Annotated in this window: 19 protein-coding genes, 1 tRNA gene and 1 pseudogene; 15 read left to right on the top strand and 6 right to left on the bottom strand. The window is 56.2% G+C overall.

Annotated features, from left to right (window positions below; translation table 11 throughout):
* Window positions 1–54: 54 nt before the first annotated feature.
* The 6 genes from GSQ81_RS01430 to GSQ81_RS01455 are packed head-to-tail and all read left to right on the top strand — an operon-like array spanning window position 55 to window position 4,564.
* Window positions 55–813: an ABC transporter permease gene (locus GSQ81_RS01430; RefSeq protein WP_158908965.1), complete on the top strand. Its 759-nt coding sequence runs from the start codon at window positions 55–57 to the stop codon at window positions 811–813.
* Between the two features lie 15 nt (window positions 814–828).
* The gene (locus tag GSQ81_RS01435) at window positions 829–1,614 is read left to right on the top strand and encodes an ABC transporter ATP-binding protein (protein WP_158908966.1); all 786 of its coding nucleotides are present in this window, start codon (window positions 829–831) and stop codon (window positions 1,612–1,614) included.
* On the top strand, window positions 1,611–2,393 hold the full coding sequence (locus tag GSQ81_RS01440; protein ID WP_158908967.1) for an ABC transporter permease: 783 nt from the start codon (window positions 1,611–1,613) through the stop codon (window positions 2,391–2,393). The genes GSQ81_RS01435 and GSQ81_RS01440 overlap by 4 nt, the downstream gene beginning before the upstream one ends.
* A complete protein-coding gene (locus GSQ81_RS01445; protein ID WP_158908968.1) occupies window positions 2,383–3,441 on the top strand; it encodes an ABC transporter substrate-binding protein in 1,059 nt (352 codons plus the stop codon). The genes GSQ81_RS01440 and GSQ81_RS01445 overlap by 11 nt, the downstream gene beginning before the upstream one ends.
* Window positions 3,442–3,464: 23 nt before the next feature.
* Complete coding sequence (locus tag GSQ81_RS01450) at window positions 3,465–3,767, top strand: heavy-metal-associated domain-containing protein (RefSeq protein WP_158908969.1); 303 nt, start codon at window positions 3,465–3,467, stop codon at window positions 3,765–3,767.
* A 50-nt stretch (window positions 3,768–3,817) separates the two neighbouring features.
* Window positions 3,818–4,564 carry a DUF169 domain-containing protein gene (locus GSQ81_RS01455; RefSeq protein ID WP_216846352.1) on the top strand — a complete coding sequence of 249 codons (747 nt, stop codon included), beginning with the start codon at window positions 3,818–3,820 and terminating at the stop codon, window positions 4,562–4,564.
* 46 nt (window positions 4,565–4,610) lie between these two features.
* Here the strand turns inward: GSQ81_RS01455 and GSQ81_RS01460 are convergent, their stop codons facing one another.
* Entirely contained in the window at window positions 4,611–4,994 is a 384-nt protein-coding gene (locus GSQ81_RS01460; RefSeq protein WP_158908971.1) for a DUF309 domain-containing protein, read from the bottom strand.
* Between the two features lie 84 nt (window positions 4,995–5,078).
* On the opposite strand from GSQ81_RS01460, the gene gltX reads away from it, so the two are divergent.
* Window positions 5,079–6,575: a glutamate--tRNA ligase gene (gltX, locus tag GSQ81_RS01465; RefSeq protein ID WP_158908972.1), complete on the top strand. Its 1,497-nt coding sequence runs from the start codon at window positions 5,079–5,081 to the stop codon at window positions 6,573–6,575.
* 64 nt (window positions 6,576–6,639) lie between these two features.
* A pseudogene (locus GSQ81_RS19930) lies at window positions 6,640–6,776 on the top strand (IS481 family transposase); the annotation flags it as partial.
* A gap of 322 nt (window positions 6,777–7,098) precedes the next feature.
* Here the strand turns inward: GSQ81_RS19930 and GSQ81_RS01470 are convergent.
* Window positions 7,099–7,187, bottom strand: a tRNA-Leu gene (locus GSQ81_RS01470).
* A 130-nt stretch (window positions 7,188–7,317) separates the two neighbouring features.
* On the opposite strand from GSQ81_RS01470, the gene GSQ81_RS01475 reads away from it, so the two are divergent.
* Both GSQ81_RS01475 and GSQ81_RS01480 read left to right on the top strand, forming a co-directional pair.
* Complete coding sequence (locus tag GSQ81_RS01475; protein WP_158908973.1) at window positions 7,318–8,571, top strand: ABC transporter permease; 1,254 nt, start codon at window positions 7,318–7,320, stop codon at window positions 8,569–8,571.
* A 2-nt stretch (window positions 8,572–8,573) separates the two neighbouring features.
* Window positions 8,574–9,830 (top strand): ABC transporter permease, encoded by a 1,257-nt coding sequence (locus GSQ81_RS01480; protein ID WP_158908974.1) that lies wholly within the window; start codon window positions 8,574–8,576, stop codon window positions 9,828–9,830.
* A gap of 6 nt (window positions 9,831–9,836) precedes the next feature.
* Here GSQ81_RS01480 and GSQ81_RS01485 read toward each other — a convergent pair whose 3' ends face one another.
* The gene (locus GSQ81_RS01485; protein ID WP_158908975.1) at window positions 9,837–10,100 is read right to left on the bottom strand and encodes a hypothetical protein; all 264 of its coding nucleotides are present in this window, start codon (window positions 10,098–10,100) and stop codon (window positions 9,837–9,839) included.
* On the opposite strand from GSQ81_RS01485, the gene GSQ81_RS01490 reads away from it, so the two are divergent.
* The 5 genes from GSQ81_RS01490 to GSQ81_RS01510 all read left to right on the top strand — a co-directional run bounded on the left by GSQ81_RS01490 (window position 10,099) and on the right by GSQ81_RS01510 (window position 12,733).
* Window positions 10,099–10,425, top strand: coding sequence for a hypothetical protein (locus GSQ81_RS01490; RefSeq protein WP_158908976.1), 327 nt, complete (start codon window positions 10,099–10,101; stop codon window positions 10,423–10,425). The two genes, GSQ81_RS01485 and GSQ81_RS01490, sit on opposite strands and share 2 nt — an antisense overlap.
* A 377-nt stretch (window positions 10,426–10,802) precedes the next feature.
* A complete protein-coding gene (locus GSQ81_RS01495) occupies window positions 10,803–11,276 on the top strand; it encodes a DoxX family protein (RefSeq protein ID WP_158908977.1) in 474 nt (157 codons plus the stop codon).
* A complete protein-coding gene (locus GSQ81_RS01500; RefSeq protein ID WP_158908978.1) occupies window positions 11,273–11,896 on the top strand; it encodes a sigma-70 family RNA polymerase sigma factor in 624 nt (207 codons plus the stop codon). The genes GSQ81_RS01495 and GSQ81_RS01500 overlap by 4 nt, the downstream gene beginning before the upstream one ends.
* Window positions 11,887–12,150: an anti-sigma factor gene (locus GSQ81_RS01505; RefSeq protein ID WP_158909845.1), complete on the top strand. Its 264-nt coding sequence runs from the start codon at window positions 11,887–11,889 to the stop codon at window positions 12,148–12,150. The genes GSQ81_RS01500 and GSQ81_RS01505 overlap by 10 nt, the downstream gene beginning before the upstream one ends.
* Window positions 12,151–12,268: 118 nt before the next feature.
* Complete coding sequence (locus GSQ81_RS01510; protein ID WP_158908979.1) at window positions 12,269–12,733, top strand: hypothetical protein; 465 nt, start codon at window positions 12,269–12,271, stop codon at window positions 12,731–12,733.
* Here the strand turns inward: GSQ81_RS01510 and GSQ81_RS01515 are convergent.
* The 3 genes from GSQ81_RS01515 to GSQ81_RS01525 form a co-directional block, all read right to left on the bottom strand.
* Complete coding sequence (locus GSQ81_RS01515; RefSeq protein WP_158908980.1) at window positions 12,728–13,624, bottom strand: DNA-binding domain-containing protein; 897 nt, start codon at window positions 13,622–13,624, stop codon at window positions 12,728–12,730. The two genes, GSQ81_RS01510 and GSQ81_RS01515, sit on opposite strands and share 6 nt — an antisense overlap.
* Window positions 13,621–14,505, bottom strand: coding sequence for a DUF692 domain-containing protein (locus tag GSQ81_RS01520; RefSeq protein ID WP_158908981.1), 885 nt, complete (start codon window positions 14,503–14,505; stop codon window positions 13,621–13,623). The genes GSQ81_RS01515 and GSQ81_RS01520 overlap by 4 nt, the downstream gene beginning before the upstream one ends.
* A 73-nt stretch (window positions 14,506–14,578) precedes the next feature.
* Window positions 14,579–14,863 carry a hypothetical protein gene (locus GSQ81_RS01525; RefSeq protein ID WP_158908982.1) on the bottom strand — a complete coding sequence of 95 codons (285 nt, stop codon included), beginning with the start codon at window positions 14,861–14,863 and terminating at the stop codon, window positions 14,579–14,581.
* Window positions 14,864–15,039: the final 176 nt, after the last annotated feature.

A 15,039-nucleotide genomic window follows, 5' to 3' on the forward strand; every position in this document is an offset into this window, starting at 1 on the left:
AGATTTTGCAATGCTCACGTTCGACAGCGTCGAAACCTGCAAAGGCCATAACCTGTGAACCTGCGCGTCCGGCTTCGTCCGATTCTATTTATCATCGTTCTGCTTGCGGCGTGGCAGATCGCCATCAGTCGAAGCTCCGTCCATCTTTTGCCGGGCCCATGGGGCGTTGTCGGCGGCATCGCCGATCTGGTGCGGCATGGTGTGCTTTTCAAATACATCGTCGCATCGCTGTTTCGCGTGACCTGGGGCTTCGTCCTGGCGGTCGTTGTGGCTGTCCCGCTTGGCCTTGCAATCGGCTGGTATCGCCGCGCCGAGATGGCGTTCAACCCGATTATTCAACTCCTCCGCCCAATCTCTCCCCTGGCCTGGATCCCGATCGCAATTCTCTGGTTTGGCGTCGGCGATGCTGCAGCCATCTTTCTTATCTTTCTTGGCTGCTTTCTTCCGTTGCTGCTGACAGCCATCAATGCTGTGCAGAGCGTCCCTACCGTGTACATCAACGCAGGCCGAAACTTTGGCCTCAGCTCCTTCGACCTCATCTACCGCGTCTTATACCCCGCCGTCACCCCTCAGTTGATCGTAGGCCTGCGGATCACACTGGGCATCGCCTGGCTGGTTGTGGTTGCCGCCGAGATGATCGCTGTAAATTCCGGCCTGGGCTTTCTCATCGTCGATGCCCGCAACGCAGGCAACCGCTACGACCTCGTGGTCGCTGGAATGGTTCTGATCGGCATCATTGGCCTGCTCCTCGATATGGGGATACGGTCGCTTGAAAATATTAAATCGTCTCGCTGGAGCTATTCGGAGGATTAATTAATAGTGGCGTCAATGGAAACAGTCGCGATCAACCCAGCCTCCCAGACACAGACGAAGCTGCGCGCAGAGCACGTCAATATGGTCTTCAAGCGCGACGGCAAGACCACGCGCGTTCTGGAAGACATCAACCTCGATGTAGGCGACGGAGAATTTGTATGCCTGCTCGGGCCTTCCGGCTGCGGCAAATCCACCCTGCTGAATACCATGGCCGGGTTTCTCTCCCCTACCAGCGGAGAGATCACAGTCGATGGTGAAGCAGTGCGCGGTCCCGATCCCCGCCGTATCTTTGTGTTTCAGGAACGCGGCGTCTTTCCGTGGCTCACCGTCGAAGGCAACATAGGCTTCGGTTTATTTAAGCTATCTCGTCAGGAACGCGAACAGCGCATCGCGTACTACATCAAGATGGTCGGATTGGAAGGCTTCGAGAAGACCTATCCCCCGGAGCTCTCCGGCGGCATGAAGCAACGCCTGGAAGTAGCTCGCGCCCTTGCCGTCAATCCCGACATGCTCTTTCTGGACGAACCCTTCGGCGCTCTCGATTCGATCACGCGCCTCATCATGCGCGGCGAGTTGCTCCGCATCTGGGAGGCCGAGCGCAAGACCATCATCTTCGTGACCCACGACATCGATGAGGCAGTCCAACTCGCAGATCGCGTCGTCGTCATGAGCGCCCGCCCCGCCACCATTCAGCAGATTGTTACCATCGATATTCCCCACCCTCGCGATATCAGCTCGCCTCGCTATCTCGAGCTCCGCGACGGAATCTTCAAGCAGATCGGACTGGCGCACAAGGTATGAACACACTGGCGGAGCCGAGAAGATGGGAGAAGTTTTTCTGGCCGCTGCTGGTCTCCGCGCTGCTTCTGGCAGCATGGCACTATTGCATCATCTGGACGGCAACAGATATCTTCCCATCTCCTCTCGAAGTGGAACGGGGCATGGCCGAGCTGCTCCGGGAGCACGTCCTCTGGGGCGATATCTCCGACTCCCTCCGCCGCGTAGCCATCGGCTTCGGTGCTGCCACTGCACTCGGAATCCCGCTCGGCCTGGTCCTCGGCTGGTATCCGTCAGCCGACTATGTGGTCAATCCGGTCATGCAGATTCTGCGCCCCATCAGCCCCATTGCATGGATTCCCGTGGCCATCATCTTCTTCGGGGTTGGCGATGACGCTGCGATCTTCCTTATCTTCCTCGGTGCCTTCTTCCCCATCGTCGTCGCCTGCATCGATGGAGTGTCCAATGTGCCGTCGGTATACCGGCGCGCGGGCCGCAACTTCGGCCTCTCCCCGCAGCAGTTGCTTAGGCAGGTGGTCTTCCCTGCTGCGCTTCCGCAGATCATCGTCGGCCTGCGCATCGCGCTCGGCATCGCATGGCTGGTCGTGGTCGCTGCCGAGATGATCGCCGTCGACTCCGGCCTGGGCTATCTCGTCATCGACTCCCGCAACTCCGGCAAGCGCTACGATCTGGTCGTCGCGGCCATGCTTCTGATCGGTGTCATTGGACTGGCCTTGGACTTAGGCTTCCGTCGGCTTGAAAAAATAAAATCAGTTCGCTGGGGATTCCGCAATGAAGCTTAAAACCAAAATCCTCCTATGCTCTATCGGATGGCTCGTTCTCATCTCCGCGCTTCACGCTTATCTCAACGTAAATTGGGCCGCCGTCCTTAATGACTACCGCCCAGAATCGCAGAGAAAAATCACCGTTGCCTACCTCCCCGTGACCTGCCAGCTCACCTGCCCGGTGACGGACTACATCTCAAAGTATTCAGAGAACGGGGAGATCTTTCTGCCGCGCATGTTTCAGGGCTTCCCCGAGATGAAAGAAGCTCTCATTTCGAATAAGGTACAGGCGGCATTCATCGTCGCTCCCATGGCCATCGCGCTCGTCGCCCAGGGAGTCCCCATCAAAGTCGTTTACCTCGGACACCGCTACGGCAGCGCCGTCGTCGTCAAAAAAGATGGTCCCATCCACAGCGTTGCCGATCTAAAAGGAAAGACCGTCGCGATTCCCAGCCGCTTCTCCGACGAGCGTCTTATTCTTTTTCGCGCAATGAAGGTCAACGGCATGAAGCCCGGCGACATCAAGATGGTTGAGATGGCCCCGCCCGACGTCTCCGGAGCGCTCGCCGCAGGTGCGATCGACGCATTTTCGATGGGCGAGCCTTTCCCCTCACAGGCAGAGATGGCAGGCTATGGCCGCGTACTCTTTCAGGCGCGCGACTACTGGCCCGACTATATGTCATGCATTCTCGTCGTGAGGCAAGACCTGATCGACAGTCGCCCGGATGCTGTTCAAACCCTCGTCGATGGCATTGCAAGATCGGGCCTCTGGCTCGACAAGGGAAAGCCGGAGCGCGACGATGCTGCCGATTTTGTAGGCCGCTTCTACTACAACCAGAAGCCCGCGCTGCTGCGCTGGGCGCTCACCAAGCCGATGGACCGAGTCACCTACAGTCCGCTCGCGCCGCGCAAGGCCGACTTCGACATGGTTCGCGATCTCATGATGGAGACCGGAATCCTGAAAAAGAAACTCGACTTCAACCAGTACACAGACACGCGCTTTTCTGACCACGCAAGCATCGAGACAGCATGGAAGTATCAGGCAGGCAGCGGAGTGGCACACTAGCCACTGAACAAGGAGAAAATAGAATGATCCGTCGGCGATTTATTGAACTCATCACTCTCGGCACCGGAAGCCTCGCAACGATTGCGGCTATTAAAACAGGAGAGAAACAGACCGTCACCTATCACGTCAGCGGATACACCTGCATCACCTGCGCCGTAGGACTGGAGACGCTTCTCCGTCAGGAAAAGGGCGTGGCATGGGCAAAGGCCAGCTATCCGGATGAAAACGTAATCATCAAGTTCGATCCCAAAGAGGTCGCAGAAGATACGCTCAAAACCTACATCGCCAGCATGGGTTTCAAAGCCGAACCAGAACCGAAAGCCTGAAGACACATTACCGATCGTATCGATTGAATAAGGAACTCATGGAAAATAATATGTACGCAAAGCTTGCTGCGACCCTGTCCGAATCTTTGAACCTCCGCCAGCCACCGGTAGCCATCAGCTTCACAGACACCGTTCCCGACGGCCTCGGCGGGCATGCAGGACGAGTCTCCGCAGGCTGCCGCTTCTGGGAAGACGCCGCTGCCGCATCCTTTGCAACCTCCGCTGCCGATCATGAGATGTGCTCCATCGGGGTGTACACGCACAATCTGCAACCATCACAGCGGCAGCAGATCGATCTCGGGGACACGCTCAAAGTCCTGGGCGAGCTTGGCTACGTGCGCGAAGAAGATCTAGCCTCGATCCCCGTCCTTAAGTCGCAATCCAAATTTGTCGTTTACACGCCGCTCACCGAAACACCGTTGCCACCCGACGTTGTGCTGCTCTTTGTCGATGCCAACCAGTCGCTTGTTCTGACCGAGGCAACCCAGCAGGTGGAGAACCAGAATGCCCCAGCAATGGGACGCCCCGCGTGCGCCGTTGTGCCACAGGTGATGAACACCGGCCGCGCTGCACTTAGCCTGGGATGCTGCGGAGCCCGCGCCTATCTGGATGTTCTGACCAGCGATGTCGCTCTCTTCGCGATTCCCGGCGCAAAGCTGGAGCAGTATACCGAACGCATCGAGGCACTCGCTAAAGCCAACACAGTGCTTTCAAAGTTTCATCAGATCCGCCGGTACGATATTGAAGCCGGACGGACTCCCACCATCAAAGAATCGCTCATAGCTTTAGGAGCATAGCTCTGAAATCGCCTGATGAAGGGAGGCAGGATCAATTCTTCCTCCCTTAGTCAGACTCACCGGATACTGTCTCCAGCAATATCTTCGGAGATGCAAGCCGCAGCGGAGCATCATCATCCTCCAACGCTGGCAGACACGCATGGATCTCCTCGCGAAGTACCCCAACCCTCACGCCACCAAAAGAAATCTCATACGGCTCCAACCGCCGCAGCGCTGCTCGTAGCAACGACGCCGCACCTCTGCGATTCCCCCGCTGTAAATGATGAAACGCAGCGGTCGTCTGAATCAGCGCCTGCAAAAAGGTCTTCTCCGGCTCTTTCGCCTCCAGCCACACGCCCTCCCAGTGCTCGTGGGCGAGAAAGAACTCCTCAGCGCGATAGCATCGCAACCCCTCGGCCAACGCCCCGCCGCTCCAGTCGAATCTCGTCATCCAGCCATTATCTCTATTCCGCGCAGGCAGCAGCGTTCCCACTCACACCCCTCGCTCTGCTAGCATCGAAGTCTAGCCCATATCATGACCACGACCAGCACCGAAGCCACTATCCGCGTCCGCATCGCTCCCAGCCCCACCGGCGACCCCCACGTCGGGACCGCCTACATCGGCCTGTTGAACTTCATCTACGCTCGCCAGCGCGGCGGCACATTCGTCCTCCGCATCGAAGACACTGACCGCACCCGCTTCGTCCCCACCTCCGAGCAGATGATCTTCGACACCCTCCGCTGGCTCGGCCTCGGCTGGGACGAAGGCCCCGATGTCGGCGGCCCCTACGGCCCCTATCGCCAATCGGAGCGCACCGAAATCTACCGTCAGCACGCCGACCTCCTGCTCGCCAACGGAGCAGCCTACCGCTGCTTCTGCACCGCTGAAGAGCTCGACACCGCCCGCAAACAGCAGATCGCGGCAAAGCTCCCGCCCCGCTACCCCGGCACCTGCCGCCATCTGCCTACAGAGCAGATCGAAGCAAACCTCGCCGCCAACAAGCCTTTTGTCATTCGCATGGCCGTCCCTACCGAAGGCGCAACCACCTTTCGCGACGAACTGCGTGGCGACATCACCTTCGAGCACTCCACAATCGACGATCAGGTGCTGATGAAGTCCGACGGCTTCCCCACCTATCACCTCGCCAACGTCGTCGACGACCACCTCATGCAGATCACCGACGTCATCCGCGCCGAGGAGTGGATCTCCTCCACGCCCAAACACGTCCTGCTCTACAAGGCCTTCGGCTGGCAGCTCCCGCGCTTCTGGCACATGCCGCTCTTACGCAACATCGACAAGTCAAAGATCTCCAAGCGCAAAAATCCCGTCTCGTTGATCTACTACCGCCAGGCCGGCTTCCTCCCCGAAGCCCTGATCAACTTCCTCGGCCTCATGGGCGGCGGCATGCCCTCGCCCACCCCCATCGAGATCGTCAACGGCGCCAAAGAAAGCGAAATCTTTTCCCTCGACGATATGATCAAGCGCTTCGAGGTTCCCAACATCCGCCTTGGCGGCCCCGTCTTCGACCTCACCAAGCTGCGTTGGCTCAATAGCGAGTACATCCGCGCCCTCACGCCCGAAGCCTTCTACACCGCCCTGCGCAGCACCGTCCTCTCCGACGACTATCTCCGCGAGATTGCCCCGCTCATACAGCAGCGCGTCGAGACGCTCGGCCAGTTCGGCGACCTCACCAGCTTCTTCTTCCGCGACGACGTTCTCCCCACGCAAGAGGTCTTCCTGCCCAAGAAGCGCTCGCTCGAAGAGACCGTTGCCTTCGTTGTCGAACAACTCATCGTCCTCGAAGCCACGGACTGGAATCACGAAGCCATGGAGCCAGCCCTAAAAAAACTAGGCGAAGAAAAAGGCTGGTCGGTCAAAGAGAACTTCATGCTGCTGCGAGCCATCATCACCGGCAGCACCATGTCTCCCCCGCTGCTCGAAAGCCTGGTCGTCTTCGGCAAGGCCCGTTCTCTCGACCGCGTCCGCCGCTTCCTCGAAGCGCAGAAGAAACTCGCCAGCCAAAAGAAGTGATTCTTCCTGCCGAGTCAACTCGGCAGGGAATTTTATCGTCTTCTACAAAGCTGGCTCGCGAGCGCTATTGCTGCTCGACTACTGTCTTCTTGCGCTTCAGTACACGATCCTCGCCTCACCCCTTCTTCACTCCACCAGCGCATGAAGCGCCATGGCATAAGCGGTCTGCCCGAAGTCGAAGGCGATCAGCCTCTCAGGAAATTCGATACCAAGGCGTTCATCGAAGTCGTCTGGAAAAGCCTTTTTTGCGGCGACGATAGACTTGGGCCAAATTAGTCCTACGATATATAGATATAGGCATTAACTTAGTCCTACATGATCAGCCTTCAGATTGCATCGCGAACCTATGGATGACCCACGGCGGGCAGCGCTTAGAAGCGCCATTGAGCCTGATTTGCTTGTAAACCGCCACTTTTCTGTTTGCCATTAGACGTTCCCCTCGAAGGTTATGATATTGGGGAAATAGTATGCGGCTCTTTAGAGAGCATCTATCTGTTTGATCTTATTGTTGATAAAAAATAGTTGGTGCCCGGAGGGGGACTTGAACCCCCACGACCGTTTATGGTCTGCGGATTTTAAGTCCGCTGTGTCTGCCGATTTCACCATCCGGGCGGAACGCAGATAGGCTGCCTTCCCATCGTAACGCATCAGCTCCCTTTCACAGACGGAGGAACTTTCCCGGTTCACCTGCGTATCTCTCATTAGGGCCGCTCTTATTTCTTCGAGGCGGATACTATTGCCTATGCCGATACGCGAAATATTCAGGCAAACTCTATCCGCACTATGGGAGAGCAAGCTGCGCAGCTTCCTCACCATGTTCGGAATTGTGTGGGGCATCACGTCGGTCATTTTGTTGGTGGGCTTGGGCATCGGCTTTAATGTGGACCAGAAGCAACATCTGCGCAGCATCGGCACCGATATCGCCATCATCTTCGGCGGCAAGACGGGAATGCAGGCCGGAGGCTATGCGGCGGGGCGGGACATCAACCTCACCATCGACGACGCCATCGCGATTCAACAACGGGCTTACCTGGTAAAAACCGTTAGCCCTGAGATTCGGCGCAGTGTCTCGGAGGTCAGCCAGTGGAATGCCGCTTCGCGTCCGGTGCGAGGTGTATGGCCTGAATACCAACGATTTCGCTCGCTGACGGTCGATCAGGGACGGTTGATGTCAGACGAGGACGAAGCCAACGGCAGACGCGTCATTCTCCTCGGAGCCGAGGCGAACCGGCAGCTCTTTCCTGGCAAGGCTGTCATCGGACAGAAGATGCTGGTAGCCGGATACGAGTACACCGTTATCGGCGTACTTGCGAATAAGAAGCAGAACGGCAGCTATGGAAGCGGACCGGACAATACGCAGCTCTTTGCACCGTACTCGTCCATGGCTCGCGATTTTCCGCCGACCGATCCGGGCATCGAGCGCGGCTATGTCAACAACATCGTCGTCGAGCCGGTCTCACCCGATCTGCACGAGAAGGCCCTGGATGAGGTGAAGCGCATCATCGCCGAGCGTCACCACTACGACCCGGACGACAAGGAAGCTTTGTGGATCTGGGACACGCTCGATGGTTCTAAATTTACGGAACGCATCTTTTCGGTGATGACGTTCTTCTTTGGCGCGGTTGCCCTACTGACACTGGCGTTGGGCGGAATCGGCGTGATGAACATCATGCTGGTCGCTGTGACCGAACGAACACGGGAGATCGGTATCCGCAAAGCGCTCGGTGCAACTGCCGTCGATATCCGGCGACAGTTTCTGGTCGAATCGGCAATCATTACCATCGTCAGTGGTGTGACTGGCCTGACGGTGGGTGTTGGCGTGTGTCTGCTGATGCGATTGGTGCCTCTACCCGACTTCGTTCCCCATCCTGTCATCTCTCCGGTCGCGATTATTACCTCGCTTGCCACGCTTACGGTCATTACGCTCTTTGCCGGAACGTATCCCGCGCTGCGTGCGGCAAACCTTAGCCCGATGGAATGCCTGCGAACGGAGTAGCGATGAACCTTGGTGAAATCATCCGTCAAAGTATCGATTCCCTGCTGCGCAATCGCCTGCGCTCGGGTCTAACGATGCTGGGCATTGCGTGGGGACTGGTCACAGTGGTGCTTCTGCTCAGCTATGGCAAGAGCCTCGGGCAGGAGGTCATGAACGGATTTCTGGGTCTCGGCGATAACGTCATCATGGTCTGGGGCGGCCAGACGAGCATGCAGGCTGGTGGCGAACGCGCTGGCCAGCCCGTGAAGTTTCGTGATGGTGATACCGAAGCCGTTCGCGATACAGTTCCCTTCCTGCGCGCGGTCAGCTCCGAGACCGACGATGCCTTCAGCTTCAAATATGGGGCCAAGGTGGTGAATATTCAGAGCAAGGCTATCGAATATCCGTATGGAGAGATGCGCCGGCTCAAAGTTGAAGATGGCCGATACTTTGAGCCGGCGGATTTTACCGATCATCGTCAGGTCGTCATCTTCGGTGCGCACGCCGCACAGAAGCTCTTTAACGGATTCCCGCCGGTTGGAGAGTCGGTGAATATCGAAGGCCATTCCTTTCAGGTGATCGGCATTCTGCGGAATAAGATCCAGGACTCGTCGAACAATGGGCCTGATAACGAAAATGCCTTCATTCCATTCGACATGATGCGGCTGCTAAGAAACCAGCGAGACCCCAACAGCATCGTCTTCCAACCGATCTCGGGCGATATGCACATCAAGGCCATTCAGGCAGTTCGGGCGGTACTGGCACAACGTCATCACTTCGATCCCAAGGACGACAAGGCCATTGGCGCGTGGGACACCGTGGCGGATTCAGCCGAGCTCATGCAGTTCAGCACGGCGCTGGAGCTTCTGCTGGGCATCATCGGAGCGATGACGCTGGGCGTTGGCGGCGTCGGCGTCATGAACATCATGCTGGTCTCCGTCACCGAGCGGACGCGAGAGATTGGTCTGCTCAAAGCGCTGGGCGCTCGACGGCGGGACATTCTCTCTCAATTTCTACTGGAGAGCCTTACGCTTACCTTCATCGCGGGTGTCATCGGGATGGTCATTGCCATCGCGGTAGCGTACATGATTCCGCCCATGCCGCTTTATTCCGACATCTATAAAACGGCCAACCACGAGGGCGACATCATTCTGCGTGCTTCGCCTGAAGTGATGCTGATCTCATTCGTCATTCTGGCCGTGGTCGGCATCGTCTCCGGCCTGTTGCCCGCCGTTCGCGCATCGCACATGGATCCTGTTGTGGCACTGCGGCACGAATGAGGAGCCTCAGTTCGCAGGACGATAACGAATCCGTCCATCTTCGAGAAAATACTCTGCAGAACACTTGTCCGAACCGCAGATCATCGGCTCGTTGCCCATGCACTGCTGTCGGGTGATGAGTCCGAGCGAACCGCAGGAGGGACAGGCCAGAACCGCCCAGAAGGGGTTCTCCGCCTTTCCCAGTTCGCCAGCACGCTCCAACATGAATAACGTACCCGGCTCCATCTGCTCGGGAATCCAAACATCCAGTAGGTTTAGCTCCGCTGTCATGCTCGCCCTCTACGGTTGTTTTGCACCACTTCTGGTGCAAAGAATATCCGATTTTGATGACTTGTCAATCGCGCATTTTGTTAAAGAAGAATCCGGCTTGATTCTTTCTGAGAAGCGCTTTTTCTCTGTGTCTTCATTCGCCTGCTGGAGAGAAAAATACAGCGCCTCTCCACTACTGTGCCGAAGTCGTTCCGGCAGGCAGCGCAGTCAGATCAAACTGGAGAAAAGTGGTATTCCCATTCCCGACGTACAGATTCGAGAGCGCGCCATAGTTCACGCTGGCATCGCCGCTCAGCGTTACACATCAAGGGCAGAGGCTTCGTGAAAGCTGCAAACAAATACACCGAGACAGAGAATCAGTCGCGCGAATCCAAATCGTTTCAAAAGACACACTCCTAAAGAGGCACATACGGGTCTGACCTGAAGGTCACCGTGTTTCTTGCAAAGGCCTGGAGAAGAGGAACCGCAGATAAAATAAGCACTGCGCGTGCTCTGTCCGGCAACGTCGCAAGTAAATGAAGGTCAAGGGATACGGTGCAACTCTATCTCCTATTGGCCATCTCATCCGTACAACTTTCGTTGCATCTACGTTCCGAAGTGGAACGGTGTTTTTGGCTCAAGCGATCCTGGCAAAAAAGCATTGTCTGTAACTTCCTGGCCACTGATCGCTCTAATGATGCACACAGCAGATGAAGAGGCGCGATGAAGAGACTGATCGAACTAGGCACCCACTTTTCGAAACTTGCTTCCTATCTCCAGTCGCCCTTTCTGCTGCTGGTTCGGCTTTATTGGGGATGGCAGCTCGTGCAGTCGGGCTGGGGGAAGCTGCACCATCTCGACAAAGTCACCGACTTCTTCGCGAGCCTCAACCTTCCCTTCCCTGGGCCTACCGCACATTTTGTAGCTGGGTTGGAATTCTTTGGTGGAATTCTGCTGATTCTGGGGCTTGGATCAAGATTGATCGGCCTGGTGTTAACTTTGAATATGGTGGCCGCGTACTGGACTGCTGACCGCGAAGCACTCCTTTCGGTCTTCTCCGATCCGGGTAAGTTTTATGCGGCCGATCCTTATACGTTCCTCTTCGCGTCTGCCATGGTTCTGGTGTTCGGCGCGGGTTTGATCTCGGCGGACGCAATGTTGGCGAGGCACTATCGGGTATGGACTGAGACAACATGATCGAAAGAAGCACAATCCGGGAAGAGGAGCAACTGATCGCTTCAATCCTGGAGGGCAACTCGCATGAGTTTCATGCCCTGATTCGCCCCTACGAGCGAACCGTCTATGTGATGGCGCTTGCGCTTCTTAAAAATGAAGCCGATGCGGAGGATGTCGCACAGGAGGCCTTTCTAAAGGCATTTCGTAATCTCAAGAATTTTCGCGCCGAGTCAAAGTTCAGCACATGGCTCATCAGCATTACGTTGAATGAGGCGCGTAGTCGACTTCGTCGCAAAAGCGCGGTGCCGATGGAATCATTGGACGAACCTCCGGGTGAACAGGGGCATGTTTCTCCGGCGGTGCTCATCGATTGGCGAGAGATTCCTTCAGAGGCAGTGGAGCGGCTGGAGGTGCGGCAGCTCTTGCAGCAAGCCGTGGCGGATATTCCGCTGATCTACCGAGAGACTTTTGTGCTGAGGGATATCGAAGAACTGAGCATCAATGAAACTGCCGAGACGCTGGGCATCAGCGTCGCATCGGTAAAAGTGCGGCTGCACCGGGCACGCATTATGTTGCAAAAACGATTAGCGCCTCAATTGAAGCAGATGAATCCAAAACGGAGGTGGTTGCCGTGGTTATAGATTGCAAGCACGTCTGGGATTACATCTCCGGCTATCTGGACGACACACTTTCCTCGGAGGTAAAGGAGTTGGTGCAGGAGCATTTAGAGCACTGCGAGATCTGCTCGGCGATCCTAGATTCGACGAGGAATATCCTGATCCTGACAGCAGATGAACGCACGTTCGAATTGCCGCTGGGCTTCAGCGAGCGCCTGCACGCACGCCTGAGCGAAGAGATGGGAGGGATTGAACCTACGCCGTCGAAAAGCGATTGAGGAGCATGACACGCGATATTCCATAAGCCGCCTTGCACGCACATCGCTCTATCGCTCGTATAAAATCCTGATATACGAGGGAAACTTACGATTCCCTTCCCTCTGAAAACGAGCGCCCATGCCGATCAATTCTGTCCAGTCTTCGCAATCGAACGATCTCTCTACCCGCCTCATGGAAGGCGAAGCGAACAATACTCGACGCATGATCGCGTGGTCCAGTTTTATCTTTGCTCTTCTTCAAAACATCTGCGGGGCCGTTGTCGCGATTAATGGACTGCGTCTCGCAATTGGGATCGGTGCGCTCGCACTAACGACCGGTGCCGGAGCAGAGGTAGTCCGCTTTCACGCAGCCTGGATTCGGCGGCCAATGATTGCAATCGCGCTTGTGGGTTCGTTAATGAATCTCGCGATCTTTCTGCATGTTCGTCATCTTCGCAATCGGCCAGCCTCGCAGTGGCGTCAGAAGCCTTTGAGCCCCAGAAAATTGAGGATGGAGCGCGTGCAGCTTCTTCTGTCTCTCGCGACCCTGGTGCTGATTGGGATTGAAGAATATCTGCACTTTGGCTTTCATCATTCGCTATAGCTTCAACGGCAAACTAGTTGGCGGCAGGAAAAACCAGCCTAACCCAGCTGCGTGCGAAAAATATTCCTGAATCTTCTCTGCCTGCTTTGTTGCGGACAAGACGCTGTCGTTGAAGGCTGCCTCGATGGCGGCACCAATCGTAGCTCCTGCCTGAACCGCCGAGAGCAGAAGAAAGGCTTCGCGGTCGATCCGTCTGTAATAAACCTCGTTTTGAAAGCGATGAATGACCAGATGGATCGCTGAACGCCGCATGACCGGAAGTCGCTTCAGGCTTTTGTGCTTATGCTCGGAGGCTGCATTGCTGGCAACTCCAGCAGCGGGAGTCTCACGGTGGACGGCTAGAATGAGCTCATCCACGGGGTAACGAAGATCCAGCAACTGTAGATGTGGCTGTAAAGATAGATGAGACTCAGCCGTCAGAACGCTGATATCAATCTCAGATAAGGGAGTGAAGCTGGCTCCGTCGAATGATTCGATGTACGCCCATTCGAGCTTTGCCACATCGACAAGCAGATCGTGACGTCTGGGAGCGAACTCGGGATGATTCTCTAGCCAATGCGGTAGCTTCGAGCCAAGATTTCGAAGCGTGAACGAGGTTGATGGGTTCTCTTTGAGATAGGCCAGCACCAGCTTGTCGAATTTTTCTTCGCCGAGCACCGCCAGCAATCCGGGAAAATCTTCTGCAACGGCTCCGATGACGCGAAACCAGTATTGACGGTTGTAGATTTCGAGACGATCGAAGGAAGAGAGAAGATCGTTCGGCTTGATGTAGCTCTCAGCCAGCGTATTGGTTGAGAATCCATCACTGGTCGAACTCTGCATTCTGAAATCGGGCGTGAGAGGCCGCATCACATCCTCGGCCATACGCCTTTGCAGCTCTAAGAGATTCACGAGTGCATCCCCTCATGGTTCGCCGCTTCCTCGAAAGGCATTGGAGTAGCTGAAGTGCTGAGGTAACGCTTCGCTTTGAGAGCTTCGGCATGTACCTCGTCGAAGCTCGGTATATTGTCGTCCCATTCAAGCAGGGTTGCGGTTTCGCCGATGCGCTCGATGGCACGCGCATATAACGACCAGACCGGATCGAGCACTGGATGGTCATGCGTGTCCAAGGTGTACTTCTCAAACTTTGAGTGCCCGGCAATATGGATCTGGGCGACGCGTTCCGCGGGAATACTGTCAACATACTCTGACGGATTGAACCCATGGTTCTGCGACGAGACATAGATATTGTTAACGTCGAGCAGGATTCCACAGTCTGCCGCCTCGACGACTTCGTTGAGAAACTCCCACTCGGTCATCTGGGATTGATGAAACTCGGCATAGCTGCTTACATTCTCGACGGCCACTGGGATCTCAATAAAGTCCTGAACCTGACGAATGCGTTCTGCCGTCGTCTTGACGGCCTCGAAGGTGTAAGGGATGGGAAGAAGGTCGTGGGTATAGCGGCCATCGACGCTGCCCCAGCAGAGGTGATCGGATAGCCACGGAGTCTTAGTCCTGCGCGTCAGCTCTTTCAGGCGCTTAAGGTGCTCTCGATTCAACGGCTGCGCCGAGCCGAAATACATCGACACTCCGTGCTGGACGACGCGATATCGTTCAAGTATTTCGTCAAGAACCTGAAGGGCACGGCCTCCGTCAACCATGTAGTTTTCGGAGATGATCTCGAACCAGTCGACGACAGGTTTCTGCTCGAAGATATGGTTATAGTGCGGCACCCGCAGGCCTATACCTACACCGTAATTGGTGAATCCGTTGAAACGATTTGCTGGCATTGCATCACCTTTACCAAGAGAGCTTCGTATCAATCTGGAGGTCTGAACGTCTCAGACCTCCAGATCAGGTTTACTAAGCCTTGGTGGGCTTGGAACCGTCAGTTGCGCAGCCGCCCTGGCCCTTGCAGGAGTTCTTGCCGGGATGCTTACCGCCGCCCTGTCCCTTACAGTCGTTCTGGCCTTTACAGGCGTGCTTTGGCAAGGGAGTGCTTGCGAGAAGCGTGCCAGCCTGCGCCGATTGAGCGGTCGCCGCCGTAGCGGTAGGTGAAACGGATTGTGCATGAAGGCGAACGGTCGTGCCGCCGAGTAGACCTGCAAATGCGGCTGCCAGAGCGAGTGAGTGTGCGGAGTTCTTCATAGAGAGGATACCTTCCTTCGCGGTTGAGCCGAGATAAAACGCCCGGCTAACATTAATGGATATGGACCCTCAGAATGAGGGGCCGCCAGTGAGATAGCATCTGAGCCAGGGAAGGAGCAAGCCAATCGTTCGCCTGCCCTTCCATCTGCCGCAGATATGATCCCCCCGGTAGCCAA

Origin of the sequence: Granulicella sp. L56 (genome assembly GCF_009765835.1) — a bacterium.
Lineage (GTDB): Bacteria > Acidobacteriota > Terriglobia > Terriglobales > Acidobacteriaceae > Edaphobacter.

Bases quoted from the DNA above. Each gene is read 5' to 3' on its own strand.
- GSQ81_RS01520 (WP_158908981.1), bottom strand. From the start codon at position 14,505: ATGCCAGCAAATCGTTTCAACGGATTCACCAATTACGGTGTAGGTATA.
- GSQ81_RS01510 (WP_158908979.1), top strand. From the start codon at position 12,269: ATGCCGATCAATTCTGTCCAGTCTTCGCAATCGAACGATCTCTCTACC.
- GSQ81_RS01445 (WP_158908968.1), top strand. From the start codon at position 2,383: ATGAAGCTTAAAACCAAAATCCTCCTATGCTCTATCGGATGGCTCGTT.
- GSQ81_RS01495 (WP_158908977.1), top strand. From the start codon at position 10,803: ATGAAGAGACTGATCGAACTAGGCACCCACTTTTCGAAACTTGCTTCC.
- GSQ81_RS01440 (WP_158908967.1), top strand. From the start codon at position 1,611: ATGAACACACTGGCGGAGCCGAGAAGATGGGAGAAGTTTTTCTGGCCG.
- GSQ81_RS01475 (WP_158908973.1), top strand. From the start codon at position 7,318: ATGCCGATACGCGAAATATTCAGGCAAACTCTATCCGCACTATGGGAG.
- GSQ81_RS01500 (WP_158908978.1), top strand. From the start codon at position 11,273: ATGATCGAAAGAAGCACAATCCGGGAAGAGGAGCAACTGATCGCTTCA.
- GSQ81_RS01480 (WP_158908974.1), top strand. From the start codon at position 8,574: ATGAACCTTGGTGAAATCATCCGTCAAAGTATCGATTCCCTGCTGCGC.
- GSQ81_RS01450 (WP_158908969.1), top strand. From the start codon at position 3,465: ATGATCCGTCGGCGATTTATTGAACTCATCACTCTCGGCACCGGAAGC.
- GSQ81_RS01435 (WP_158908966.1), top strand. From the start codon at position 829: ATGGAAACAGTCGCGATCAACCCAGCCTCCCAGACACAGACGAAGCTG.
- GSQ81_RS01455 (WP_216846352.1), top strand. From the start codon at position 3,818: ATGTACGCAAAGCTTGCTGCGACCCTGTCCGAATCTTTGAACCTCCGC.
- GSQ81_RS01490 (WP_158908976.1), top strand. From the start codon at position 10,099: ATGCTCGCCCTCTACGGTTGTTTTGCACCACTTCTGGTGCAAAGAATA.
- GSQ81_RS01485 (WP_158908975.1), bottom strand. From the start codon at position 10,100: ATGACAGCGGAGCTAAACCTACTGGATGTTTGGATTCCCGAGCAGATG.
- gltX (WP_158908972.1), top strand. From the start codon at position 5,079: ATGACCACGACCAGCACCGAAGCCACTATCCGCGTCCGCATCGCTCCC.
- GSQ81_RS01460 (WP_158908971.1), bottom strand. From the start codon at position 4,994: ATGACGAGATTCGACTGGAGCGGCGGGGCGTTGGCCGAGGGGTTGCGA.
- GSQ81_RS01525 (WP_158908982.1), bottom strand. From the start codon at position 14,863: ATGAAGAACTCCGCACACTCACTCGCTCTGGCAGCCGCATTTGCAGGT.